Source organism: Halorubrum xinjiangense, from assembly GCF_049604745.1.
In the GTDB taxonomy this organism is placed as follows: domain Archaea; phylum Halobacteriota; class Halobacteria; order Halobacteriales; family Haloferacaceae; genus Halorubrum; species Halorubrum xinjiangense_A.
Window position 1 is genome coordinate 1,374,196 of record NZ_CP187140.1, and the last position, 20,811, is coordinate 1,395,006.

General features: G+C 68.5%; 19 protein-coding genes. 13 read left to right on the forward strand and 6 right to left on the reverse strand.

The window, feature by feature from the left end:
* The first annotated feature begins 55 nt into the window (after positions 1-55).
* Together lwrS and ACOZ35_RS08040 are read left to right on the forward strand one after the other, a co-directional pair.
* On the forward strand, positions 56-439 hold the full coding sequence (gene lwrS / locus ACOZ35_RS08035) for an LWR-salt protein (RefSeq protein WP_424016051.1): 384 nt from the start codon (positions 56-58) through the stop codon (positions 437-439).
* A gap of 78 nt (positions 440-517) precedes the next feature.
* Positions 518-1,171, forward strand: a complete 654-nt coding sequence (locus ACOZ35_RS08040; protein ID WP_424015858.1) for an HAD family hydrolase — start codon at positions 518-520, stop codon at positions 1,169-1,171.
* Positions 1,172-1,216: 45 nt separating this feature from the next.
* Here ACOZ35_RS08040 and ACOZ35_RS08045 read toward each other — a convergent pair whose 3' ends face one another.
* Positions 1,217-1,351, reverse strand: a complete 135-nt coding sequence (locus ACOZ35_RS08045; RefSeq protein WP_424015859.1) for a hypothetical protein — start codon at positions 1,349-1,351, stop codon at positions 1,217-1,219.
* A gap of 218 nt (positions 1,352-1,569) precedes the next feature.
* Here ACOZ35_RS08045 and ACOZ35_RS08050 point away from each other — a divergent pair, with 218 nt between their 5' ends.
* Positions 1,570-1,875 (forward strand): PadR family transcriptional regulator, encoded by a 306-nt coding sequence (locus tag ACOZ35_RS08050; protein ID WP_424015860.1) that lies wholly within the window; start codon positions 1,570-1,572, stop codon positions 1,873-1,875.
* A gap of 25 nt (positions 1,876-1,900) precedes the next feature.
* The gene (locus tag ACOZ35_RS08055) at positions 1,901-2,413 is read left to right on the forward strand and encodes a CopG family ribbon-helix-helix protein (protein ID WP_424015861.1); all 513 of its coding nucleotides are present in this window, start codon (positions 1,901-1,903) and stop codon (positions 2,411-2,413) included.
* A 44-nt stretch (positions 2,414-2,457) separates the two neighbouring features.
* Here ACOZ35_RS08055 and ACOZ35_RS08060 read toward each other — a convergent pair whose 3' ends face one another.
* A complete protein-coding gene (locus ACOZ35_RS08060) occupies positions 2,458-4,713 on the reverse strand; it encodes an AAA family ATPase (protein WP_424015862.1) in 2,256 nt (751 codons plus the stop codon).
* A 593-nt stretch (positions 4,714-5,306) separates the two neighbouring features.
* On the opposite strand from ACOZ35_RS08060, the gene endA reads away from it, so the two are divergent.
* The gene (endA, locus tag ACOZ35_RS08065) at positions 5,307-6,479 is read left to right on the forward strand and encodes a tRNA-intron lyase (protein ID WP_424015863.1); all 1,173 of its coding nucleotides are present in this window, start codon (positions 5,307-5,309) and stop codon (positions 6,477-6,479) included.
* 26 nt (positions 6,480-6,505) lie between these two features.
* Here endA and ACOZ35_RS08070 read toward each other — a convergent pair whose 3' ends face one another.
* Positions 6,506-8,344 carry a bacterio-opsin activator domain-containing protein gene (locus tag ACOZ35_RS08070; RefSeq protein ID WP_424015864.1) on the reverse strand — a complete coding sequence of 613 codons (1,839 nt, stop codon included), beginning with the start codon at positions 8,342-8,344 and terminating at the stop codon, positions 6,506-6,508.
* A gap of 347 nt (positions 8,345-8,691) precedes the next feature.
* Between ACOZ35_RS08070 and ACOZ35_RS08075 the strand changes: the two genes are divergently transcribed.
* The 5 genes from ACOZ35_RS08075 to ACOZ35_RS08095 are packed head-to-tail and all read left to right on the forward strand — an operon-like array spanning position 8,692 to position 16,093.
* A complete protein-coding gene (locus ACOZ35_RS08075) occupies positions 8,692-9,738 on the forward strand; it encodes a 4Fe-4S dicluster domain-containing protein (protein WP_424015865.1) in 1,047 nt (348 codons plus the stop codon).
* A gap of 4 nt (positions 9,739-9,742) precedes the next feature.
* On the forward strand, positions 9,743-11,014 hold the full coding sequence (nrfD, locus tag ACOZ35_RS08080; protein ID WP_424015866.1) for an NrfD/PsrC family molybdoenzyme membrane anchor subunit: 1,272 nt from the start codon (positions 9,743-9,745) through the stop codon (positions 11,012-11,014).
* Positions 11,011-14,268 carry a molybdopterin-dependent oxidoreductase gene (locus tag ACOZ35_RS08085; protein ID WP_424015867.1) on the forward strand — a complete coding sequence of 1,086 codons (3,258 nt, stop codon included), beginning with the start codon at positions 11,011-11,013 and terminating at the stop codon, positions 14,266-14,268. The genes nrfD and ACOZ35_RS08085 overlap by 4 nt, the downstream gene beginning before the upstream one ends.
* 5 nt (positions 14,269-14,273) lie before the next feature.
* Positions 14,274-15,002 carry a TorD/DmsD family molecular chaperone gene (locus ACOZ35_RS08090; protein ID WP_424015868.1) on the forward strand — a complete coding sequence of 243 codons (729 nt, stop codon included), beginning with the start codon at positions 14,274-14,276 and terminating at the stop codon, positions 15,000-15,002.
* 11 nt (positions 15,003-15,013) lie between these two features.
* A complete protein-coding gene (locus tag ACOZ35_RS08095; RefSeq protein WP_424015869.1) occupies positions 15,014-16,093 on the forward strand; it encodes an Mrp/NBP35 family ATP-binding protein in 1,080 nt (359 codons plus the stop codon).
* 119 nt (positions 16,094-16,212) lie between these two features.
* On the opposite strand, the gene ACOZ35_RS08100 is transcribed toward ACOZ35_RS08095, so the two are convergent.
* Positions 16,213-16,716, reverse strand: a complete 504-nt coding sequence (locus ACOZ35_RS08100; protein WP_424015870.1) for a hypothetical protein — start codon at positions 16,714-16,716, stop codon at positions 16,213-16,215.
* Between the two features lie 132 nt (positions 16,717-16,848).
* Between ACOZ35_RS08100 and ACOZ35_RS08105 the strand changes: the two genes are divergently transcribed.
* The 3 genes from ACOZ35_RS08105 (at position 16,849) to ACOZ35_RS08115 (ending at position 18,314) form a co-directional block, all read left to right on the forward strand.
* The gene (locus tag ACOZ35_RS08105) at positions 16,849-17,451 is read left to right on the forward strand and encodes a hypothetical protein (protein ID WP_424015871.1); all 603 of its coding nucleotides are present in this window, start codon (positions 16,849-16,851) and stop codon (positions 17,449-17,451) included.
* Positions 17,452-17,516: 65 nt separating this feature from the next.
* Complete coding sequence (locus ACOZ35_RS08110) at positions 17,517-17,819, forward strand: ribbon-helix-helix protein, CopG family (RefSeq protein ID WP_424015872.1); 303 nt, start codon at positions 17,517-17,519, stop codon at positions 17,817-17,819.
* Positions 17,820-18,314, forward strand: a complete 495-nt coding sequence (locus tag ACOZ35_RS08115; protein WP_424015873.1) for a hypothetical protein — start codon at positions 17,820-17,822, stop codon at positions 18,312-18,314.
* A gap of 48 nt (positions 18,315-18,362) precedes the next feature.
* On the opposite strand, the gene ACOZ35_RS08120 is transcribed toward ACOZ35_RS08115, so the two are convergent.
* Together ACOZ35_RS08120 and serS are read right to left on the reverse strand one after the other, a co-directional pair.
* Positions 18,363-19,259 carry an SDR family oxidoreductase gene (locus ACOZ35_RS08120; RefSeq protein WP_424015874.1) on the reverse strand — a complete coding sequence of 299 codons (897 nt, stop codon included), beginning with the start codon at positions 19,257-19,259 and terminating at the stop codon, positions 18,363-18,365.
* Positions 19,260-19,345: 86 nt separating this feature from the next.
* Entirely contained in the window at positions 19,346-20,716 is a 1,371-nt protein-coding gene (serS, locus tag ACOZ35_RS08125; RefSeq protein WP_424015875.1) for a serine--tRNA ligase, read from the reverse strand.
* Positions 20,717-20,811 lie beyond the last annotated feature (95 nt).

A 20,811-nucleotide genomic window follows, 5' to 3' on the forward strand; every position in this document is an offset into this window, starting at 1 on the left:
AGACCACGCCCCCGAGCGGTATACCTTTATGGATCGATCCGGCGACGAGCGACTCATGGAGGCCGCCTACGTCGTCCGCGTCGCATTCCGGCTCGACCCGCCGGACGCCGCCGTCGATCCGGACCGCTTCGAGACGACGATGGAACTCGCGGCGAGCGAGCCCGGGACCGACGGCTGGCTGTTCTTCCGCGACCGCCTGTGGCGCGGCGAGATCGGCGACGAGTCGTCGTTCCGGCGGTTAGCGGAAGAGCGACTGGGCGTCGCTCCCGCCGCGAGCGTCGAGGTCGTCGCCGCCGACTTCCGGGAACTCCGCACCGACGAGGCGTACCTCGACGCGCTGAAAGACGCCATCACCGCGGATCTCGAGCGGTTCAACGCCGACTCGGTCGACGAGGTCCTCCGCAAGTACCTCGGGTCGTCGGTTCACGTCCGAGAGTGAGCGGGAGGCGGGAGTCGGACACTCAGGCTGTTCCGAACCCACAACGCACTTGCCCGGCGCACGCCTACGGAGCGATCTATGACCGTCGCCGACTACGACTTCCACCTGTTCGACCTCGACGGGACCCTCGTCGACGCCGAGTGGGAGTACACCCGCGCGGTCTTCGACCGCGTCGGCGACCGGCTGGGCCGCGAGTTCTCCGACCGGGAGGCGCGCGTCCTCTGGCACGGGCTCGGCGGCTCTCGTGCCGAGACCCTCCGCGGGATGGGGGTGGACCCCGACGCGTTCTGGCCCGCGTTCCACGCCGTGGAGGACCCCGCGGCCCGCGCGGAGGCGACGTACCTCCACGACGACGCCGCGCGCCTGCTCGACCGCGTGAGCGAGGTCGGCGGGCCGACCGGACTCGTCACCCACTGTCAGGAGTTCCTCGCGGAGCCGGTCCTCGATCATGTCGACCTCGACGGCCGCTTCGACGCGGTCGTCTGCTGCACCGACGAGACGGGGTGGAAGCCGGAGCCCGATCCGATCGAGGCCGCGATGGGCGAGCTCGGCGTCGACCCGGGCCGCCACCGCGGCTACTACGTCGGCGACGGCGAGAGCGACGTGGCGGCCGCCTGGAGCGCCGGCCTCGACGCGGTCCACGTCGAGCGCGTCGGCCACGGCGAGCGCGGGCGGTGCGTCCTCGGCGACCGGCGTGTGAGCCGCCTCGACGAGCTGGTCGAAGCGAGGTAAGGGCACCGAGGGCAATCGGTCTCTCCTCGCGGTCCGCGACCGCTCTCAGGACCCCGCCGCGGCCCGGATCCGCTCTTTGCCGCACTTCGGGCAGCGCTCGACGACCTCGTCGGGGTCGATCACCACGGCCCGCCGCTCGTACCGGTGCCGACACATGAGGCGCTCGATCGTCGTCTTCATACGCGGAGGTACCTCTATCACGAGTAAAGAAAGTTCCGTAGCAGACATTTATACACATAAAACACGCATATCATGTAGATATTCCTCGCGATTGCGGCCGTACATTTGATGTATTCTGCCTAACGAAGCTATTTGATCAAGTCAGTTTGAGTCACCGTCTATCCGCGTCCGCCGGCCGCGACCGAAACGGTCCTGTGGCGACGGCGGAAAGCGGGGGTATGACGAAGTGGTTCCACAGCGGCCGGCGCCGCGACCTCTGCGCGCTGCTGTACGACCACGGCGAGCTGCGCGCGCAGTCGGCGAAGAGCCGGCTCGAGTCCCACTACGACGAGCGGATCGACCCGGGATCCTTCTACGGCACGCTCTCCGCGCTCGTCGAGACGGGCTACCTCGACCGCCGGACCGAGGGCATCGCCGACGTGTACGCGCTCACCGACGCGGGCGAGACGGCGCTGCTCGACCACTACGCGTGGCTCGGCGAGCGGATCGAGGGGGGCGACGGAGCCTCGGACCTCAAGGATTAACAACTTCGCCGGCGTGAATTAATACATGACCGTCGTCAGCGTGTCCATGCCGGAGGAGCTACTCGATCGGATCGACCAGTTCGCGGACGAACACGGGTACACCGGCCGCAGCGAGGTCGTCCGCGAGGCCTCCCGGAACCTCCTCGGCGAGTTCGAGGACGCCAAGCTGGAGGACCGCGCGCTGATGGCCGTGGTGACGGTGCTTTTCAACTACGAGACGACGAGCGTCGAGGAGCGGATGATGCGGCTGCGACACGAACACGAGGGGATCGTCGCCTCGAACTTCCACAGCCACGTCGGCTCGCAGTACTGTATGGAGCTGTTCGTGCTGGAGGGCGGCTTAGAGGAAATCTCGGCGTTCGTGGGGAAGGTCCGGGCGACGAAGGACACGCTCACCGTCGATTACAGCGTCACGCCCGTCGACGAGTTCGGCGCCGGCGCGCTCGGCGACGCCCACGCGCACGGCGGGCACGGGAGCGACGAGGGCGCGTCCGAAGAGAACGAAACGGAAGAGAGCGCGACCGTCGAAGACGACTGAGTTGACCGAGCCGGACCGCCACGCCGATTTCTATTTCACCGCGCTCAGGCGGTCTCGGGACGGACTGACTCGAGCGCCGCGTCGAAGTCCTCGCCGGTGATCCCGACCGCTTCTGCGTGGTCGTTGGCGGCCTCGCCGTGCTCGTCGGCGACGCGCTCGATGGCGCGCATCGCGGCCGCTCGCGTCAGCGAGGCGATCTCCGCGCCGGAGTACCCCTCCGTCTCGTCGGCGACCCGCTCTAAGTCGACGTCGTCGGTCAGCGGCTTCTCGCGGGTGTGGACCTCCAGGATCTTGCGGCGCGCCTCCCGGTCCGGTTCGGGGACTTCGACGTGGGTCTCCAGGCGACCGGGCCGGAGCAGCGCCGGATCGAGCGCGTCCCGCCGGTTGGTCGCCGCGAGGACGACGAGGTTCGGGTTGTCGCTGGCGCGGTCGAGCTCGGTCAGCAGCTGGGAGACGACGCGCTCGCTCACGCCGGAGCCATCGCCGCCGGCCGCGTCGCGGTCGGTCGCCACCGCGTCGATCTCGTCGAAGAAGATGATGGCGGGCGCCGCCTGTCGAGCGCGGTCGAACAGCTCACGGACCGCCTTCTCCGACTCGCCGACGTACCGGTCGAGGAGCTCGGGGCCCGCGACCTGGATGTAGTTGACGCCGCTCTCGCCGGCGATGGCGCGCGCGAGCAGCGTCTTCCCGGTCCCCGGCGGGCCGTACAGCAGGACCCCGGTCGGGGGGTCGGCGCCCGCCGCGTCGAACAGGGGCCCGTACGACAGGGGCCACGTCACGGCGCGCTCCAGCTCCTCTTTCGCGTCGTCGAGCCCGCCGACGTCGGCAAAGTCGGTGGCCGGCTGCTCGGCGACGTACTCGCGCATCGCGCTCGGCTCGACATTTGCGTGGGCCGCCTCGAAGTCCGCCTTGCCGACCGTCACGTCGTTCAGCGCGCGCGAGTCCGACTCGCGGGCGCGCCGGAGGGCGGTCATCGCCGCCTCCTGCGCGAGCCCCTCGATGTCGGCGCCGACGAAGCCGTGCGTCCGGCTCGCGATCCGGTCTAGGTCCACGTCGTCCGCGAGCGGCATCCGGCGCGTGTGGACGTCGAGGATCTGCCGGCGCCCCGCCTCGCCGGGGACGCCGATCTCGATCTCGCGGTCGAACCGCCCGCCGCGCCGGAGGGCGGGGTCGATGGTGTCGACGCGGTTGGTCGCGCCGATGACGATCACGTCGCCGCGGGCGTCGAGCCCGTCCATCAGCGAGAGCAGCTGGCCGACGACGCGGTTCTCCACGTCGCCGCCGTCGTCCCTTTTTCCCGCGATCGAGTCGATCTCGTCGAAGAAGATGATGGCGGGGGCGTCGTCGCTCGCGCGCTCGAACACCTCGCGGAGCCGCTCCTCCGACTCCCCCTTGTACTTCGACATGATCTCCGGGCCGTCGACGGTGATGAACGTCGCGTCGACCTCGTTGGCGACGGCGCGGGCGATGAGCGTCTTCCCGGTCCCCGGGGGGCCGTGGAGGAGGACTCCCTTCGGCGGATCGATGCCGAGCCGGGTGAACACCTCCGGCTCGGAGAGCGGGAGCTCGATCGTCTCCCGAACCAGCTCCAGCTCCTCGTCGAGGCCGCCGATGTCCTCGTAGGTCGCGCCCGCGGTGTGCTCGGCTGGCGGAGCGTCGCCCGCCTTCGGGCGAGCGTCGTCACCGGGTAGATCGGTCCCCGAGCCCGCGCCGGTCGCGGAGCGGTCGGTGTCGGCTCGCTCACTTCTCGTGTCCGTCGACGCGTCGGTTCGGTCGCTCGCGGCCCCGACGTCGCCCTCGTACTCGACCGACACGTCGGTCGAGGCGGTGATCCGGACGGTCCCCGCGGGCGCCGTCCGGGCCACCACGAAGCGGAGCCCGCCGAGCCGCTCGACGTGGACGGCCTCGCCCTCGGTGACGGGTCGGTCGCGGAGCTCGCGGGAGAGCGCGCGCTCGACCACCTCGCGGCTCACGTCGACCTCGGCGAGGCGGCCGGGCGCGGACAGCGTCACGCGGTCGGCGTCGGAGACGTCGACGGCCGCTATCGTGACGGTGTCGCCGACCTTCACGCCGGCGTTCGCGCGGGTGTCGGCGTCGATGAGGACGGAGCCGTCGGGGGCGTCGGGGCCGCCCGGCCACACCTTTGCCACGGCGGTGCGCTCGCCGCGCACCTCGACCGTGTCGCCGCTGAGGAGGGCGAGCCGCTTGCGGGCCGACTCGGGGAGCCTGGCGATGCCCCGGCCTGCGTCCCGCTTCTCGGCGGCACGCACCGTGAGCCGGAGCCCTGCGGTGTCGTTCATACCCGTCGTTCTCGCCGGCGGCTCTTTATCCTTGTCCGGCGCCGTCTTGAGTCGGTTCCCGCCCGTGGAGGTCGATCCAAAATGGCCGGAGGAGCATCGACGATTGCTTATAAAAGCGGTTGCGGTGGCGCGCGCCTCCAAGCGGCCGCCCCCGGCGGCCGCGAGGAGCGCGTGCGAGGGAGTCAGTCGCCGGAGCGAAGTGGAGGCGACTGACGAGGCTGGGGAGGCGTGAGGCTGCGGTGTTGTGCGGGGCGGGGTGGGACTCAAAGGGGCAGCCGGGAGGGCAGCGTAGACGACGTAAGCACCGCAACGAGGGAGCGAACGGAGTGAGCGACCGAGTGAGGAGCGCAGCGAGTGTACGCTGCCCTCCCGGCTGGGGCTTTGGCGGTGTTCTCCGCCGATCCGCGGTCGGTCATTTGTAAGCGTGCGGCGAGGGGGTTGGAGGCGATCACCACAGCGTCGCCGATCGTTTATAAATAGTCGACGACATCACCTCTCTCCACTTATAAATAATCACCTCCCCGACCAGATTCACTATTGTATCGCGAGTACCGACCGCAACCCCCTTCCCTCGTCCGGCCGGTCTGACGGGTATGCAACCGACCGGCCACCTGCGGGGCGACGCGGTCCACGTCGGCGGGGACGCCCGCCAGCGCTTCTACGACGCCCGGGGGTACGGGCGACCGCTCGACGGCAACGAGATCGCGCTCTCGCGGGTCGAGGCCGCGCACCTGCTGTTCCGCGGCGACCTCTCCGGGATCGAACTCGGGGACGACGCGGCCGACGACGATTCAGATCCCGTCGACTTCGAGCGCTTCTTCGTCGCGAGCGCGGCCGCGGCCGACCGCTTCGCGGTGCGCTTCCTCGTCTACTCGGACCTGCGCGACCGCGGCTTCTACCTCTCGCCCGCCCGCGATCCGTGGCCGGGCGGGAGCGACGCGCCGAACGACGCGGTCGACTTCGTCGCCTACGAGCGCGGCGAGACGCCCGACACGGGGAACGTGAAGTACCCGATCCAGGTCGTCGGCGAGCGCGAGTCCGTCGCGACGGCCGGGCTCGCCGGGCGAACCCTCGCCGTCGTCGACGAGGAGTCCGACATCACCTACTTCGCGGCTGAGGGCGGTCGCATCGACGGAGCGACCGACTACGAGCCGCCGACCGACCTGACGGGTGTGCTCCTCGCCGACCGCGTCGTCGTCTGGGACGCCCCCGAAGACCTCTACGAACACGGTTTCTACGGCCGCCCGCTCACCGGCCGCGCGGCCGACGTCGAGGGCGCGCTCCAGCTCTCGCTCGTCGAAGCCGCGTCGCTGGCTGCGGACGGGAGGCTGTCGCTTTCGGCGTCGGTCGGCGAAGGAGCCCGCGACTCGACCGAGGGGGCCGACGCCGCCGCCAGCGTCGTCGCTCGCGGCCGGGATGTGGAGGGGGAGCGCTTCGACCGCCGGCTCGCGGTTTATAAGCGCCTCCGCGCGGCCGACGCGGTGCCGAAGACCGGCTTCAAGTTCGGCGCCGACTTCCGGACGTACCTCGACGTGGAGACGGTCGAGGACCTCCCGCACTCTGAACACCTCGTGCGCGTGGTGGGACCGGACCACGAGTTCTCGCCGCGCGAACTCTCGCTCGACGTGCGGCTCGCGGGCGGCGTCCGCAAGGAGATGGTGTTCGCGCTGACGGCGGTCGGCGGCGAGCACTCCGGCGACGGCGCCGCCGACGCGCCGATCGACGCCGACGTGGAGTGGCTCTCCGTAGATCGGCTGACGCCGTAGGTCGGTCGAGCGTTTCTCCTCGGGTGCTACGAGGTCGTCATCGTCTCGTCGAACAGCGCGGCGAACAGCTTGTTCTCGGCCGCGCGGAGGTGCTGTGTGAACGTCGTCTGCGAGATGTCCATCATCGACGCCACCTCCTCGCCGGAGTGCTCGCGGGGCCACTCGAAGAACCCGGCGAAGTGCGCGGTGCGCGCCGCCTCGCGCTGTCGGTCCGTTAACGTCCCCGCCAGCCGCTTCCGGAACCCGGCTTCGGTCTGGACGTCCCGCTCGCGCTCGCGCTGCGCGACCAGCGTCAGTCCATCGTACGCCCTCTGAAGAGCGTCGACGACGGACCGAATGTCGTTCGAGCTGGCGACGTGCGCGACCAGCGTCCCGCTCGTGCCGGTGATCGAGAGCGACTCGAGACCCGCCCCGTACTGCGCCAGCGTCCCGACGATCGACCGCTCGCCGATGGAGATCCGGAACAGCGAACGGCCCTCGTGGGTGTAGAGGTGCCGTGCCGCGTCGACGCGGTCGGCCTCGGCGGCGTACTCGGAGACCGCCTCCGGTTCAGCGTCCGCGACCGTGACGTACTGGACGCGCTCGCTGTCGCCGCCACCGATGTGCTCGACGTCGACCGTACAGTCCAGTTCCGCCGCCATGTTCGCCAGCGGCTCGTCGATCCCGGTCAGCTGGAACTCCAGTTCGGTGACGCTGTCCGCGGCGAGCGTCCGCTTGCTCTCGACGGCGCTGATCGCGTCCGCGACGGTGCGGCCCAGTTCAGCGAAGATGTCGCGTTCGATCAGGTCGAACGCGTCGCAGTTGCGTGTCATCACGACGAGGACGCCGTACTCCGCGCCGCGGTACGCGAGCGGCACTACAACGCAGTTCGCCTCGCCAGGGCGATCGCCGAGGTCGTCGTCGATCTCGGTGAACACCGGACGAGAGGCGTCGAGCGCCGCCTCGATCGGCGTCGGATCGGTCGCACACAGCGTCTCGATGTGGCCGTCGAGCGAGTCGACGTCGGTGCCCGCACACGAGCGCGGACTGACGGTGCCGTCGACGAGACCGCGGCCGCCGGTCCAAGCCACGTCGAAAAGCTCGGAGGACGCGAACTGCTCGCACACCTCGGACTCGATCTCCTCTCTCGTCGACGCGGCGACGAGTTCCCGGTTGACGTCGCGGAGTACCTCGTTCGTGTTGTTCAGGAGGGCCAACCGCTCGTTCTGGTCCTCGATGCGCAGCTCGCGTTCCTTCCGTTCGGTGACGTCGCGCTCGATGGCGACGTAGCGCTCCACGTCCCCGTCTTCGGTAATCGGCGCGATCGTCGCGTCGATCCAACAGAGCTCCCCCGACTTCCGGCGGTTGGTCAGCTCTCCCTCCCAGACCGACCCGGACTCGATCCGCTTCCAAAGCCCCCGGTAGAACTCGTCGTCGTGTTTTCCCGACTGCCAGAGCCGCGGGTTCTCGCCGATCACCTCATCCGGCTCGTACCCCGTGACGGTCTCGACGGCCGGGTTCGCGTACTCGATGGTTCCCTCCGGGTCAGTGAGGAAGATCGCGTGCCCGGCGTGTTCGATAGCCTTCTGGAATCCGCGAAGGCGCTTGTTCGCCCGCTGTAGCTGCGTTTTGATGGCGTTTTCCTCGTCGACGTATTCGGAGAGGTAATACACCGTCAGCAGGGTGAGCCCGCTCACGACGAGACCGGGGAGCTCCTCGATCCCGGTGGTCTCCGTCCGGACAGTGAGCAGCTGCCGAAGCGTCATGAAGGTCAAAAGCAGCGTCAGGAATCCGAACCGCCGATCGCGGGTGCTCGCGAGCAGCAGGACCGAGTAGCCGACGCCGAGCAACCGGAGCCCGATCGAGAGCGCGATGATCCAGTTCATGTGCTCCGGCTCTCCCCTGGGTGGACGGTTGGCTTCGCCCGACCGGTCGTTCGTCCGCTTCGGTACGGTGCGTTCATGTTCGGGAGGTATCCGTTCCCGTTGATAATGTCGGCGGTCGCCGGTGCGCGGTGCGGATCGGACCGATCCGGAGGAGCGATCGCTCCGATCCAAACAGTATTGGTACCCGGAATGTGGGGTGTATCGCCGCGGGAAAACCGGGGCAAACTGTATTGGTATCATCCTTTCCGCCGGGCTCTGCGTACGTTCATGCGTATGACTTCCAGGACAAACCGGCTGACGCGGAACCGACCGCTCGTCGGCGGGACGACCGACGGCGGGTGGTGGCGATGAGCACCGCCGACAACGGGGACACCCTTCCCGGTATCCCGAACGTCGGGAAGGCGGACCTCGACGCGATGGTGGAGAGCGAACGGCCCGACCCGCGGGAGGAGCTCGCGGACGTCGAAGCGGACACGGACCTCGGCGTCGCGATGGCCGAGGACGCGCAGCGCGTCGCCCGCGGTGAGATCACCGGCGACGACTACTGGGAAAAATACGACGAGGCCGCCGCAGCGGAGTTCGGCGAGGCGTACCGCGAGACGCCGAACCCAGCGGTCGACTCAGGTGACCAGACCGTCTCGACCGAGACGGCAGAGTCGCTGAGCTGCGCCGTCGGGTCGATGGATACGTTCTCGACGGAGACGGCGCAAGTCGAGGGCGAGGAGGGGGCAGGCGAGTCGGACGGAGGGATCGGCGCGGGCGACGAGAAGTGGGGGATGGTGATCGACCTCCAGAAGTGTGTCGGCTGCGACTCGTGTACGGTCGCGTGCAAGTCCGAGAACCGGACCCCTCCCGGGGTCTCGTACAACGTCGTGATGGAGGAGGAACACGGCGAGTTCCCGAACGTCACGCGGACGAACGTCCCGCGCCCGTGTATGCAGTGTGACAACCCGCCGTGCGTTCAGGTGTGTCCCGTCTCGGCGACGTACAAGATGGACGACGGTGTGGTCAACATCGACTACGACCGCTGTATCGGCTGCCGGTACTGTAACATCGCCTGCCCGTACGGCGCGCGGTACTTCGACTTCGGCGAAAACTACGACGACGAGGTCGAGGAAGCGGGGGAGATCACGAGCCCGGAGTACGGCGTCGACCGTGGTCCGCGCGAGGACGGAGAGTCGCCGATCGGAAATATCCGCAAGTGTAGCTTCTGTACGCATCGATTAGAACGCGGCGAGGAGCCCGCCTGTGTCGAGACCTGCGTCGGCGACGCCAGGAACATGGGCGACCTCGAGAACCCAGACAGCGATGTCGCGAAGATGGCCGACTCGTCGCGCGCGTTCCAACTAAAAGAGGACGAGGGGACCGACCCCAACGTCTACTACCTCAAGTAACCCCATGTCGACACAGAGTTCACGCTTCGAGTTCGATCCGGGGTTCGAGGACGACCGGCTGCGCGTCGCCTGGTACGCGGTCGTCGGCGTCCTCGTCGCCGTCGGCGCGTACGCGACGTACCTCCGGCTCACGGGCGGGATGGCGAGCACAAACCTCACGAGCATCGTCCCGTGGGGCGCGTGGGTCGCCTTCTACATCTACTTCGTCGGCCTCTCCGCCGGCGCGTTCCTCGTGAGCACGATGGCCAACGTCTTCGAGGTCGAGGGGATGCACCGGATCGACCGCGAGGCGCTGTTCGCGGCCATCATCAGCATGGCTGTGGCGCTGCTGTTCGTCTGGATCGACCTCGGGCGGATGGACCGGATGTACTTCCCGTTCATCTGGCGCCAGCTGACCTCTGCGCTCTCGTGGGAGGTCCACGCCTACGTGGCCTACATCGGAATCTTAGTCACAGAGCTGTACTTCTCGATGCGGATCGACCTCGCGCGGGTCGCTGAGCGCACATCGGGCCTCAAAAAGCGGTTCTACGCGACGCTCGCGCTCGGCCGGCTGGACACGAGCGAGGCGTCGCAGGCGTTCGACCGGCGCTGGCTCAAGCGGGCCGGCGTTGTCGGGATCCCGCTGGCGATCTTCATGGTCCACGGCGGCACCGGCGTGCTGTTCGCCGTCTCGAAGGCCCGTCCGTACTGGAACAGCGGGCTGTTCCCGGTGATATTCGTCGTCTCGGCGCTTCTCAGCGGGACCGCCTTGGTGATGGTGATCTACGTGCTTCGGACCCGGCTGTTCGACGGCGACTCGGTCGATCCGGACCTACTGGACCGGCTCGCACAGCTGCTCGTCGGGTTCATCGTCATCGACGCCGCCCTGACCGCCATCGAGACGTTCATCGCGATCGCCAGCCTCCACCCCCACGAGATCGAGACCTGGCAGGTGATCATGTACGGCCCGATGTCGTGGTCGTTCTGGTGGTTCATGGTCGGCTTCAGCTGGGTGTTCCCAATGGTGTTACTGAGCAAGCGGTCTTGGCGGCGCTCGCCGTCGGTGATGGTGCTGGCCGGACTGAGCGTCGTCGTCGGAATCGTCGCGGTGCGGTTCAACATCGTCGTTCCGGCGCAGGTCATGCCCGTGATGGAGGGACTCCCCCACGGGTCGTATTTCCCAACCCTCGTGGAGTGGGGGACCAGCGTCGGCATGATCGGCGTCGGCCTGCTGTTGTACACGCTGGGCGCGGAGACGCTGCCGTTGACGCCGCTTACCGGAGGTGACCACGAATGAGTACTGACGATTCGGGCGAGGACGGCGCGAGGGTTTCGCGCCGCGACTTCGTCAAGGCGGCCGGGAGTATCGGCGTCATCGCGGCGGCGAGCAACGCCGCGGTCGACGTGGACGTCGACGACCTGTGGACGGACGACGAACACCACTACGTCGGGAACGAGTACGGCGAGTACGGCGCGAGCGACGTGATACACACCACCTGCGGACAGTGTAACACGTTCTGTCCGATCAAGGTCAGACTCGCGGACGGGAGCGGGACCGGCGAGTACAGCTCGCTCGTCCGGAAGCTCGCCGGGAACCCGTACTCGTTCCTCACCACGCAGCCGTTCTCGCAGGTGCCCTACGAGAGCGACCCGGAGGACGTGGCGATGGGCGACGTCGAGGGGAGCGGCGACGTCGACACCGACCGCTGGTCGCTCTCCGGCGGTCGGATCTGCCTGAAGGGACAGGCGGGCATCCAGACGGCCTTCGACAGCTACCGCGTCCGACAGCCCATGAAGCGCGTCGGTCCGCGCGGCTCGGGCGAGTGGAAGACCGTCTCGTGGGACCAGGCGATTCGGGACATCGTCGAGGGCGACGACGACCTCGGCCACCCCGGACTCGAAGACATCTGGGGGTACGCCCCGCAGGAGGCGGTGATGAGCGACTGGGAGGCCGTCCAGAACGGCGAGCTGTCCAAGTCGGCGTTCGACGAGAAGTACGCCGACGAGCTCATCGACACCGACCACCCCGATCTCGGCCCGAAGTCCAACCAGATCGTCGACGTCGGCGGGTTCCGCCGCAACTTCATCCGCAATCGGCTCTGGCACCAGGGGCTCGGGTCGATAAACAGCATCCACCACGCCGGGACCTGCGGCGTCTCGAGCGTGATGGGCAACGTGCGCTCGCACGGTGCCAAGAAGAAGCGGCAGTACCCCGACATCGAGAACTGCGAGTACCTCATCGCGTGGGGGACTAATCCGATGGTCGCCAACAAGGGGCCGACGTGGCTCGCGCCAAAGCTGACGAACGCCATCGAAGACGGGATGCGGATGGACGTCGTTGACCCGCGCCTGTCGAAGACCGCGGAGAAGGCCGACACGTGGGTCCCCGTCGAACCCGGCGCGGACGGCGCGTTCGCGCTCGGGATGGCGCGGTGGATCATCGAGAACGACCGCCACGACCTGACGTACCTCCAGAACCCCTCGCAGTCGGCCGCGAGCGACGACGACGAACCCACGTGGAGCGACGCGACGCACCTCGTCCTCGTCGACGAGCCGGCGGGGCCGAAGGCGCGCGCCGCCGATCTCGGGCTCGTCGCGGAGGACGCCGAGACCGCCGACGACTTCGTCGCCGTCGACGCGGCCACGGGCGAGCCGCGCCCCGCGAGCGAGGTCGACACCGCGGTCCTCGACGTCGACGTGACGGTCGACGGGAGGACGGTCCGGAGCGTCTGGAGCCAGTACCGCGAGCGCGTCTTCGAGCACACCGTCGAGGAGTACGCCGAGATGGCCGGCGTGCCGGCCGACCAGATCGCCGAGATCGCCGACGAATTCACCAGCCACGGCAAGCGGGCGGCGATCATGGCCTACCGCGGCCCGGCGAAGCACACGAACGGCTTCTACAACACGCGGGCGATCGCCACCCTCCAGCACCTCATCGGCAACTACGACTGGAAAGGCGGCCAGATCACGCCGTACGCCGGCTACGACACCATGTCCGGGCGGTACCAGCTCGGCTCGGTCCCTGACGGTCACTCACCGTGGGGTATCCCCCTGCTCCGCGGCGGCGTCAACTACGAGGACACCTCGCTGTTCGACCGCGACGACGGCTACCCGGCGAAGCGACCGTGGTTCCCCGTCGCGCCGCCGCAGGCGACCCAAGAGCTCTACGGCAGCGCCGCCGACGAGTACCCGTACGGCGTCGAGGCGCTGTTCATCCGGCCGTACTCGAACAACCACGTGATGGCGGTCGCCGGCGGCGACGAGATCCCGGCGATACTGAAGGACACCGACGCGATCCCGCTGATCGTCGCCTCGGACACGGTCATCGGTGAGACGAGCCAGTACGCCGACTACATCCTACCGGAGCCGACCTACCTCGAACGGTGGGAGAACTTCGGGACGTACCCGAACAAGCGGCTGGCCGACGAGAAGATCAGTCAGCCGGCCGTCTCGGTCGTCCCGAACGCGCGCCCGTTCGAGGACGTGCTCATCGAGCTGTGGTCGGAGATGGACCTGCCGGGCGTCGGAGAGGAGGCCATCCCGGACGCGGACGGAGAGCTGTGGCCGCTCGAACAGGCAGAGGACTTCTACCTGAAGCTCGCGGCCAACATCGCGTACAGCCGCGACCCGGTCAAAGACGCGAGCGAGGACGAGCGGCGGGTGTTCCGCGAGAGTCACGAGAACGGTCTCGGCGACCGGTTCGACCTCGACCGCTGGAAGGCCGCGGTCACCGACGAGGAGTGGCCGAAGGTCGTCACGGTGTTGAACCGGGGCGGTCGCTTCGAGGAGCCGACCGAGGGGTACGACGAGGCGTTCGCCGAACACGGCCACGGGTACGACTACGCCGAGCGCGAAGACGACTCGAACGCCTACGACGGCGAGCACATGCGGTACAAACTCGAGTCCCGTGTCGACTTCTACAGCGAGGTCGTCCCGAACGGGAAACACTCCTTTACCGGCGAGCGCTTCGACCCGCTCCCGAGAGTCGACGACGTCGAGCACTACGACGGTACCGTTCAGGCCGCGGTGAGCGGTGACGGCGATCGGGAGCGGCCGCTCCGGCTGATCAACTGGAAGCCGCGGACGCAGGGGATGCACCGCACGCAGAACAGCCCGTGGCTCCGCGAGACGCGTCCCGAGAACCCGCTGTGGATCAACCCCCGGGACGCCGAGGAGCGGGGCATCGAGAACGGCGACGAGATCGCCATCGACGCCGGTCGCGGAACCGTCGACGGGGTCGCGATGGTCACGAGCGGGATCCGCCCCGGCGTCGTCGGGGCGATGTGGGGCTGGGGCCGGACCGGCGACGGGGCGACAGCCGAGACGGTCGACGGCGAGACGCGGCCGGCGGTCGAGGCCGACGGCCACAGCGACTACCAGTTCGACGAGCCGATGAGCGAGGAGGCCGGGTACGCGAAGGGCCGCGACGCCGGCTTCGCGATCAACCACATCCAGCCGTTAGACGAGCGGCTCGGCGACACCGGCCTCTCGGACCTGGTCGGCGGGAGCAACGCGCAGTACGACGCCTTCGTCGACGTGGAGCGGCGGTGATCCGTATGTCCGGAGACACAGACGCAAACGCGGACGCCGGCAGCGACGAGGCGGCGATGGCGACGGCCCGTGCGCGGCTGTACGGGCTGCTGGCCGCGACCTTCGACGGCGAGGTCGAGACGACCGCCGACGCGCTCGATCGAGGGGCCTTCGCGACCGTCGCCGACGTGTTCCCGATCGACATCGAGACGGCGGCCCTGCGCGGCGACGAGTACGACGCGGACGCGCTGAAGATCGGGTACGACAACCTGTTCGTCGTGCCCGGGAGCCACTACGTTCCGCCGTTCGCGTCCGCCCACGCGGTCGACCCGAGCGAGGAGTTCGAGTCGGACTCGCGGTACCACACCGTCGGGGAGGCCGGCGAGCTCCTCGGCGACCCGGCCGCCGACATGGCGCAGCTGTACGGCGCCGCCGGGTTCTCGCCCAAGCGGGGCGACGAGATCCCAGATCACGTCGCCGCCTGCCTCGAGTTCATGCGCGCGCTCTGCGAGCGGGAGGCGGCGCTCGTCGACGGCGGAGGAGCCGAAGCGGACCTCAACGCGGTCCGCGACCTCCAAGCCCGGACGCTCTCCCGGCTGGGGTGGATCGATCGGTTCGAAGAGGCCGTCGCGAGCCGCGACACCGCCGAGGGCGTCTTCGCCGCGATCGCTCGCCTCGCACGGACGTTCACCGCGTGGGACGCACGGGAAGTCGTCGACGCTGAACGACGGTCGTCCGAAACCACACCCGCGTAACCACCCAACTAATGACAACTACAGACATCTCAGACGCAGACCTCCGTGATCGCCTCCGCACCGTCGACGACCCGGCGCTCGGGACAGACATCGTCAGCGCCGGCCTCGTCACCGACGTCACCGTCGACGGCGGGACCGCCGCCGTCGAGCTCGCGCTCGGCGCGCCGCACGCGCCGGACGAGGCCGCCATCGCGGAGCGCGTCCGCGAGGTCGCCGACGACGCGGGGATCGACGTCGAACTCTCGGCGAGCGTGCCGCTGTTCGACGCCACCGAGTCGTCAGTACTGCCCGGCGTCAAGAACGTGATCGCGGTCGCCTCCGGGAAGGGCGGCGTCGGGAAAAGCACCGTCGCCGTCAACCTCGCCGCCGGCCTCGCCGACCGCGGGGCGAACGTCGGGCTGTTCGACGCCGACGTGTACGGCCCGAACGTCCCGCAGATGCTCGGCGCCGACGCCGACCCGGACGTGACGACCGTCGACGGCGAAGACCGGATTGAACCGCCGACCGCTCACGGGCTCGAACTGATGAGCGTCGGACTGCTGATCGACGACGACGACCCGGTCGTCTGGCGCGGTCCGGTCGCACAGAACACGCTCACGGACCTCTTCGAGGACGTGTCGTGGGGGTCGCTGGACTACCTCGTCGTAGATCTGCCGCCGGGGACCGGCGACGTCCAGCTGACGGTGCTTCAGAACCTCCCCGTCACGGGAACGGTCGTCGTCACGACCCCCCAGTCCGTCGCGGTGGGAGACACCCGCCGGGGCGTTCAGATGTTCGGGGAGTACCAGACAAACGTGTTGGGCGTCGTCGAGAACATGAGCGGGTTCGTCTGTCCCAACTGCGGGGACACCCACGATATCTTCGGCGAAGACGGCGGCCGGACGCTGGCCGACGCGGTCGACGTACCGTACCTCGGATCGCTGCCGCTGGATCCGGCCGTCCGCGCGGGGGCCGACGACGGCGAGCCGATCGTGTTCGGTGACGACGGCGACACCGCGGCTGCGTTCCGTGACCTGGCGGCCGCGGTCGCGAACAAGGTCGGCGTCCTCCGACGACACCACCGACAACAGCAGAGCGAGGGGCCGAGCTGAATCGGGGACCGGTGCCGGGGGCAACGCGTCCGCGAGGGAGACGCACGAAAACGGCGCCGCCGACGCGCCGATCGACGCCGACGTGGAGTGGCTCTCCGTAGATCGGCTGGCGCCGTAGCTCATTCCGTGATCTCGAAGGGAACGACGTAGGTCCGATTGCCCGCCCCGAGCGAGAAGACGTACTCGCCCGGCCGGTGTATCACCGCGTCGCGGCGGTCCGACGCGTCCGGCGCGGTCGGGTCGTAGCGGATCTCCCACGTCTCCGTCTCGCCCGGGGCCAGTTCCCGCACGGTCAGGTTGTGGGTGCCCACCGGAGCGTTCGCGGCCGCCTCCCACTCGGGGGCGTCCGCTCCCCGTTCCGCGGCGTTCCGGAAGACGACCCACCGGTCCGGGTTGACCGGCACCGTCTCGTTTCCCACGTTCGTGGCGGTGGCCCGAATCGCCTCGCCGTCCCGTTCGAGGGACAGCGAGAGGCCGCCCGCCCGTTCGCCCGGACACACCGGGTCGTCGACCCGCTCGCCGTCCGGTCCGATCGCGGGACAGCCCGAGGCGCCCCCCGACAGGCAGCCGGCGAGGACGACCGCGACGACGCAACCGACGGCGACGAGCGCGAACCGAGACATCACCGTCACGAGGGCTCGCCGTTCAAAAAGAGATGACGGAGGCTACGACGATCGCTTGAACTACGGCTTCCGAGCGCGGGCGCCGGCGAGCGAACGGGAGGTTTTTTCCCGCGGTGACGCGCTTCGCCACCCATGGACGATCCCTCCATGTTCCCGTCCGAATCGGACAAGTACGACATCTCGACCGTCGATCTCAACGACGACCGCTACGAGGTCAAACAGTCGCTGGTCCGGAACAAGTACACCGTCCGCGACAGCGCCGGCGACGTCGTCCTCCGCGGGAAACAGAAGATGTTCAAGCTGAAAGAGGAGTTCCCGTTCGTCACCGGCGACGACGAGGATGCCTTCTCGGTGAAGGCGGGCGGCATCATGGACATTGGCGGGAACTACGCCATCGTCGACGCGGGCACCGGCGAGGAGGTCGTCGTGCTGGACGAGGACTACTCGCTGTTCGTCGAGAACTGGACGATCCGCGACCCCGAAACCGGCGAGGCGCTGGCGACCATCCAGTCGAAGAACAAACTGCTCTCGGGGCTCCGCCACCTCGTCGGCGCCGCGAACCTGATCCCGAACAAGTACGAGATATTCGACGCCGACGGCGGCCACGTCGGCGACATCGAGGGGCAGTTCTCGATGCGGGACGCCTACACGGTCACCGTCGACGACGCGAGCGACGTGCCGAAGGAGGCTGTCGTCGCGGCCGCGTGTATCCTCGACGCGTTGGAGAATCAGTAGCGGCGGTCGCGGCGGCAGGCAGAATCAGCGACACGATTTTTAATCTGTACATACAGTGTACATACATGAGCACGAAGCGCGTCAACTTCCGGCTCCCCGAGGAGCTGGTGGAGCAGGCGGACATCGCCGCGGAGGTGACGCACAAGGACCGCACGGAGATAATCGTCGAGGCCCTTCGGCGGTACTTAGCCGAGATAGAGGACGACGAGGGGTTCCGCGAGGCGGTCGTCGAACTGTACCTCAACGGGACCGTCGAGTTCGATACGCTCGCCGAAATTATCGGGCGGCAGGATGCGGAGGCGGTCCGCGCCTCGAAGGAACTCCTCGACGACGGCGAGACGCTCGCCGACGAACTCGCGGACCTGTGAATGCTGGTCGCGGACACGAGCGCGCTCGTCTCGCTCGCGATCGGCGACGTCCTCCGCGTCGTGGTCCGTGAGTTCGAGGTCGCCACCACGGAAACCGTTCGCGGCGAGCTCCGAGAGACCGCCGAGTACGACGATCGACACGGCGATGCCGCCGGTCGGGCACTGGAACTGATCGAAGATATCGACGTGCTCGCTGTCGCCGACGAGAGTGAGGGCCTTGTCACGAGTCGGATCGATGAGGGTGAGGCGAGTTGCGTCGTCGCCGCCCGCGAGACGAGCGCAGAATTCCTAATCACCGACGACTACAGGGCGCTCCCGGAGCTGCGAGCGGCAGTCGACTCTCGGGTCGCTCTGTCGCCGATCGTACTCCGAGCGTTGGTTAAGCGCGACGTGCTCAGCGAAGACGAGGCACAGGCGGCGTTCGAGACGATCGCAGAGCAGCGGGACTGGCTGGAGGCGCCGATCCACCGGTACGCGCGCGAACTGTTCGAGTGAGACTCGCCGACTGCGCGTCGACTTTGGTGGACCGTCACCCGGCTCGCGCTACGCGCGGAACTCGTCGGCGTAGTCCTTGACGAACTCGCGCACCGTCCGCGGCGGACGCCCCAGCAGCGTCTCGACGTCGTCGGTCGTCCGTCCGGAGCGACCCAGCCGGACGACCGAGTACTCCGCGATCATGAACACGACGAATCCCGGGGAGAACCCGCGTCGGTACATCTGCCGCGCGAACGTCAGCCGCGACGGGTCGGCGTATTCGATCGGTCTGTCGAGCACGTCCGAGAACACCGCGGCGACCTCGTAAAAGTCGAGCGCGGCCGGACCAGTGAGGTCGTAGGCGCGGTCCCCGTGGCCGGGGTCAGTGAGCACCGTCCCGGCGACCGCCGCCACGTCTCGCGCGTCGGTGAAGCTCAAGACGCCGTTGCCCGCCGGAACGAAGATCTCGTCGCGGTCGACGATCTCCGCGCGGTGGATCTCGCTCAGGTTCTGCGCGAACCACGAGGCCCGCAGGAACGTATGGCCCATGCCGGTCCCGGCGAGGTGGGTCTCGATCCGCCGGTGCGGAAGGATCGGGAGCTTCTCTGCGCCCAGAATCGACAGGAAAACCACGTGTTCGACGCCGACTCGGTCGGCGGCGTCGGCGAACGCGCGGACGTCGGTCACGGCGCTCCCCGGCGGATACAGGAGGAACAGCCGATCGACGTCCGCCAAGGCTGCTCCCCACGTCTCGGGGCGATCGAGGTCGAACTCGACGTATTCCGGCCCCTCGCCGAGTCCGTCTCGCGCACGCTCCGGACTCCGGGTCGCGACGCGGACCGACGCCTCCCGCTCTAGGAGGTCTCGGACGAGCGGCTCGCCGACGGTCCCGGTCGCCCCGGTGACGAGGACGGGGTCCACGGTCGGTCGCTCCGAGTGTTCCTCGCCGGCGGAGGCGCATTCCATACGCTCCGTTCGGCGCCTCGCGTATAAGATATTCAGCCTCAATCCGCGCGGGGACGCCCCGGCGGACATCGACCGCGTCGCGCCGCCTACTCCCCGCCCAGCTTCGACTCGCCGACCGCGTCGTGACCCTCGATGACCTCCGTGCCGCCCATGTACGGGCGCAGCGCCTCGGGGACGGTGACAGTGCCGTCGTCGTTCTGGTAGTACTCCAGGATGGCGACGACGATCCGCGGCACTGCGAGCCCCGAGCCGTTCAGGGTGTGGAGGTACTCCGCGGACTCGTGGTGCTCCTCGCGGTACCGGATTCCGGCGCGGCGCGCCTGGAAGTCCTCGAAGTTCGAGACTGAGGAGACCTCCAGCCAGCGGCCGCCCTGTTCGGGACCCTCGTCCATGTCGTCGGCGGGCGCCCACACCTCGACGTCGTACTTCTTCGCCTGCGTGAACCCCAGATCGCCGGTGCACATCTCCAGGATGCGGTAGGGAAGTTCGAGGCGGCGGAGCACCTCTTCGGCCTCGTCGACGAGCCCGTGGAAGCGCTCGTCGCTCTCCTCGGGCCGCACGAAGTTCACCATCTCCACCTTGTTGAACTGGTGGACGCGGACGATGCCGCGCGTCTCGGTGCCGTGTTCGCCCGCCTCCTGTCGGAAGTTCGGCGTGTACGCCTGGTACTTCAGGGGAAGGTCCTCGCCGAGCAGGATCTCGTCGCGGTGGAGGTTGGTGACGGGCACCTCCGCGGTCGGGAGCAGCCAGAGGTCGTCGTCGTCATATTCGTCCTCGTTCGTCCCCTCGACGCGGTAGGCGTCCTCGGTGAACTTCGGCAGCTGCCCGGTGCCCCGCATCGACGCGGAGTTGACCGGGATCGGCGGGAACACGTCCTCGTACCCCTGCTCGCGGTGGACGTCGAGCATGAACTGGATCAGCGCGTGCTCGAGCCGCGCGCCGTCGCCCTTCGCGACGTAGAACCCGCCGCCGGCGACCTTCGCGCCGCGCTCGAAGTCGAGGATTTCGAGGTCCTCGCCCAGGTCGTAGTGCGGCTCGACCTTGTCGGGGACGTCTCGGAGGTCGTCGAACCCCTCGCGGCGCACCTCGACGTTCTCCGACTCGTCTTCGCCGACCGGCACGGAGTCTTGGGGGATCTGCGGCAGTTCGAGTAAGGACTCCTCCAGTTCAGCCTCCAGTTCGTCGGCGCGCTCTTCGATCTCCTGAAGCTCCGATTTGAGCTCCTGCGAGCGCTCGATCGCCTCCTGAGCCTCTTCCTCCTCGCCGGCCGCCTTCAGCTCGCCGATCTTCGAGGAGACCTCGTTGCGCTCGTGGCGCAGGTCGTCGCCGCGCTGTTTCAGCTCCCGCCACTCCTCGTCGACGTCGAGTATCCGGTCGAGGTCCACGTCGACGCCCTTGTTCGCGAGCGCCTCGCGGACGACGTCGGGGTTCTCCCGGACGAACTGTCGAGACAGCATTTGTCGGGAGTTCCGCGGGGCGACTCAAAACCGTATCGGAGCGTCGGCATCGGTTGGCACGGAGCGGTGCGGTGGTCGGTGCGGTGGTCGGAGCG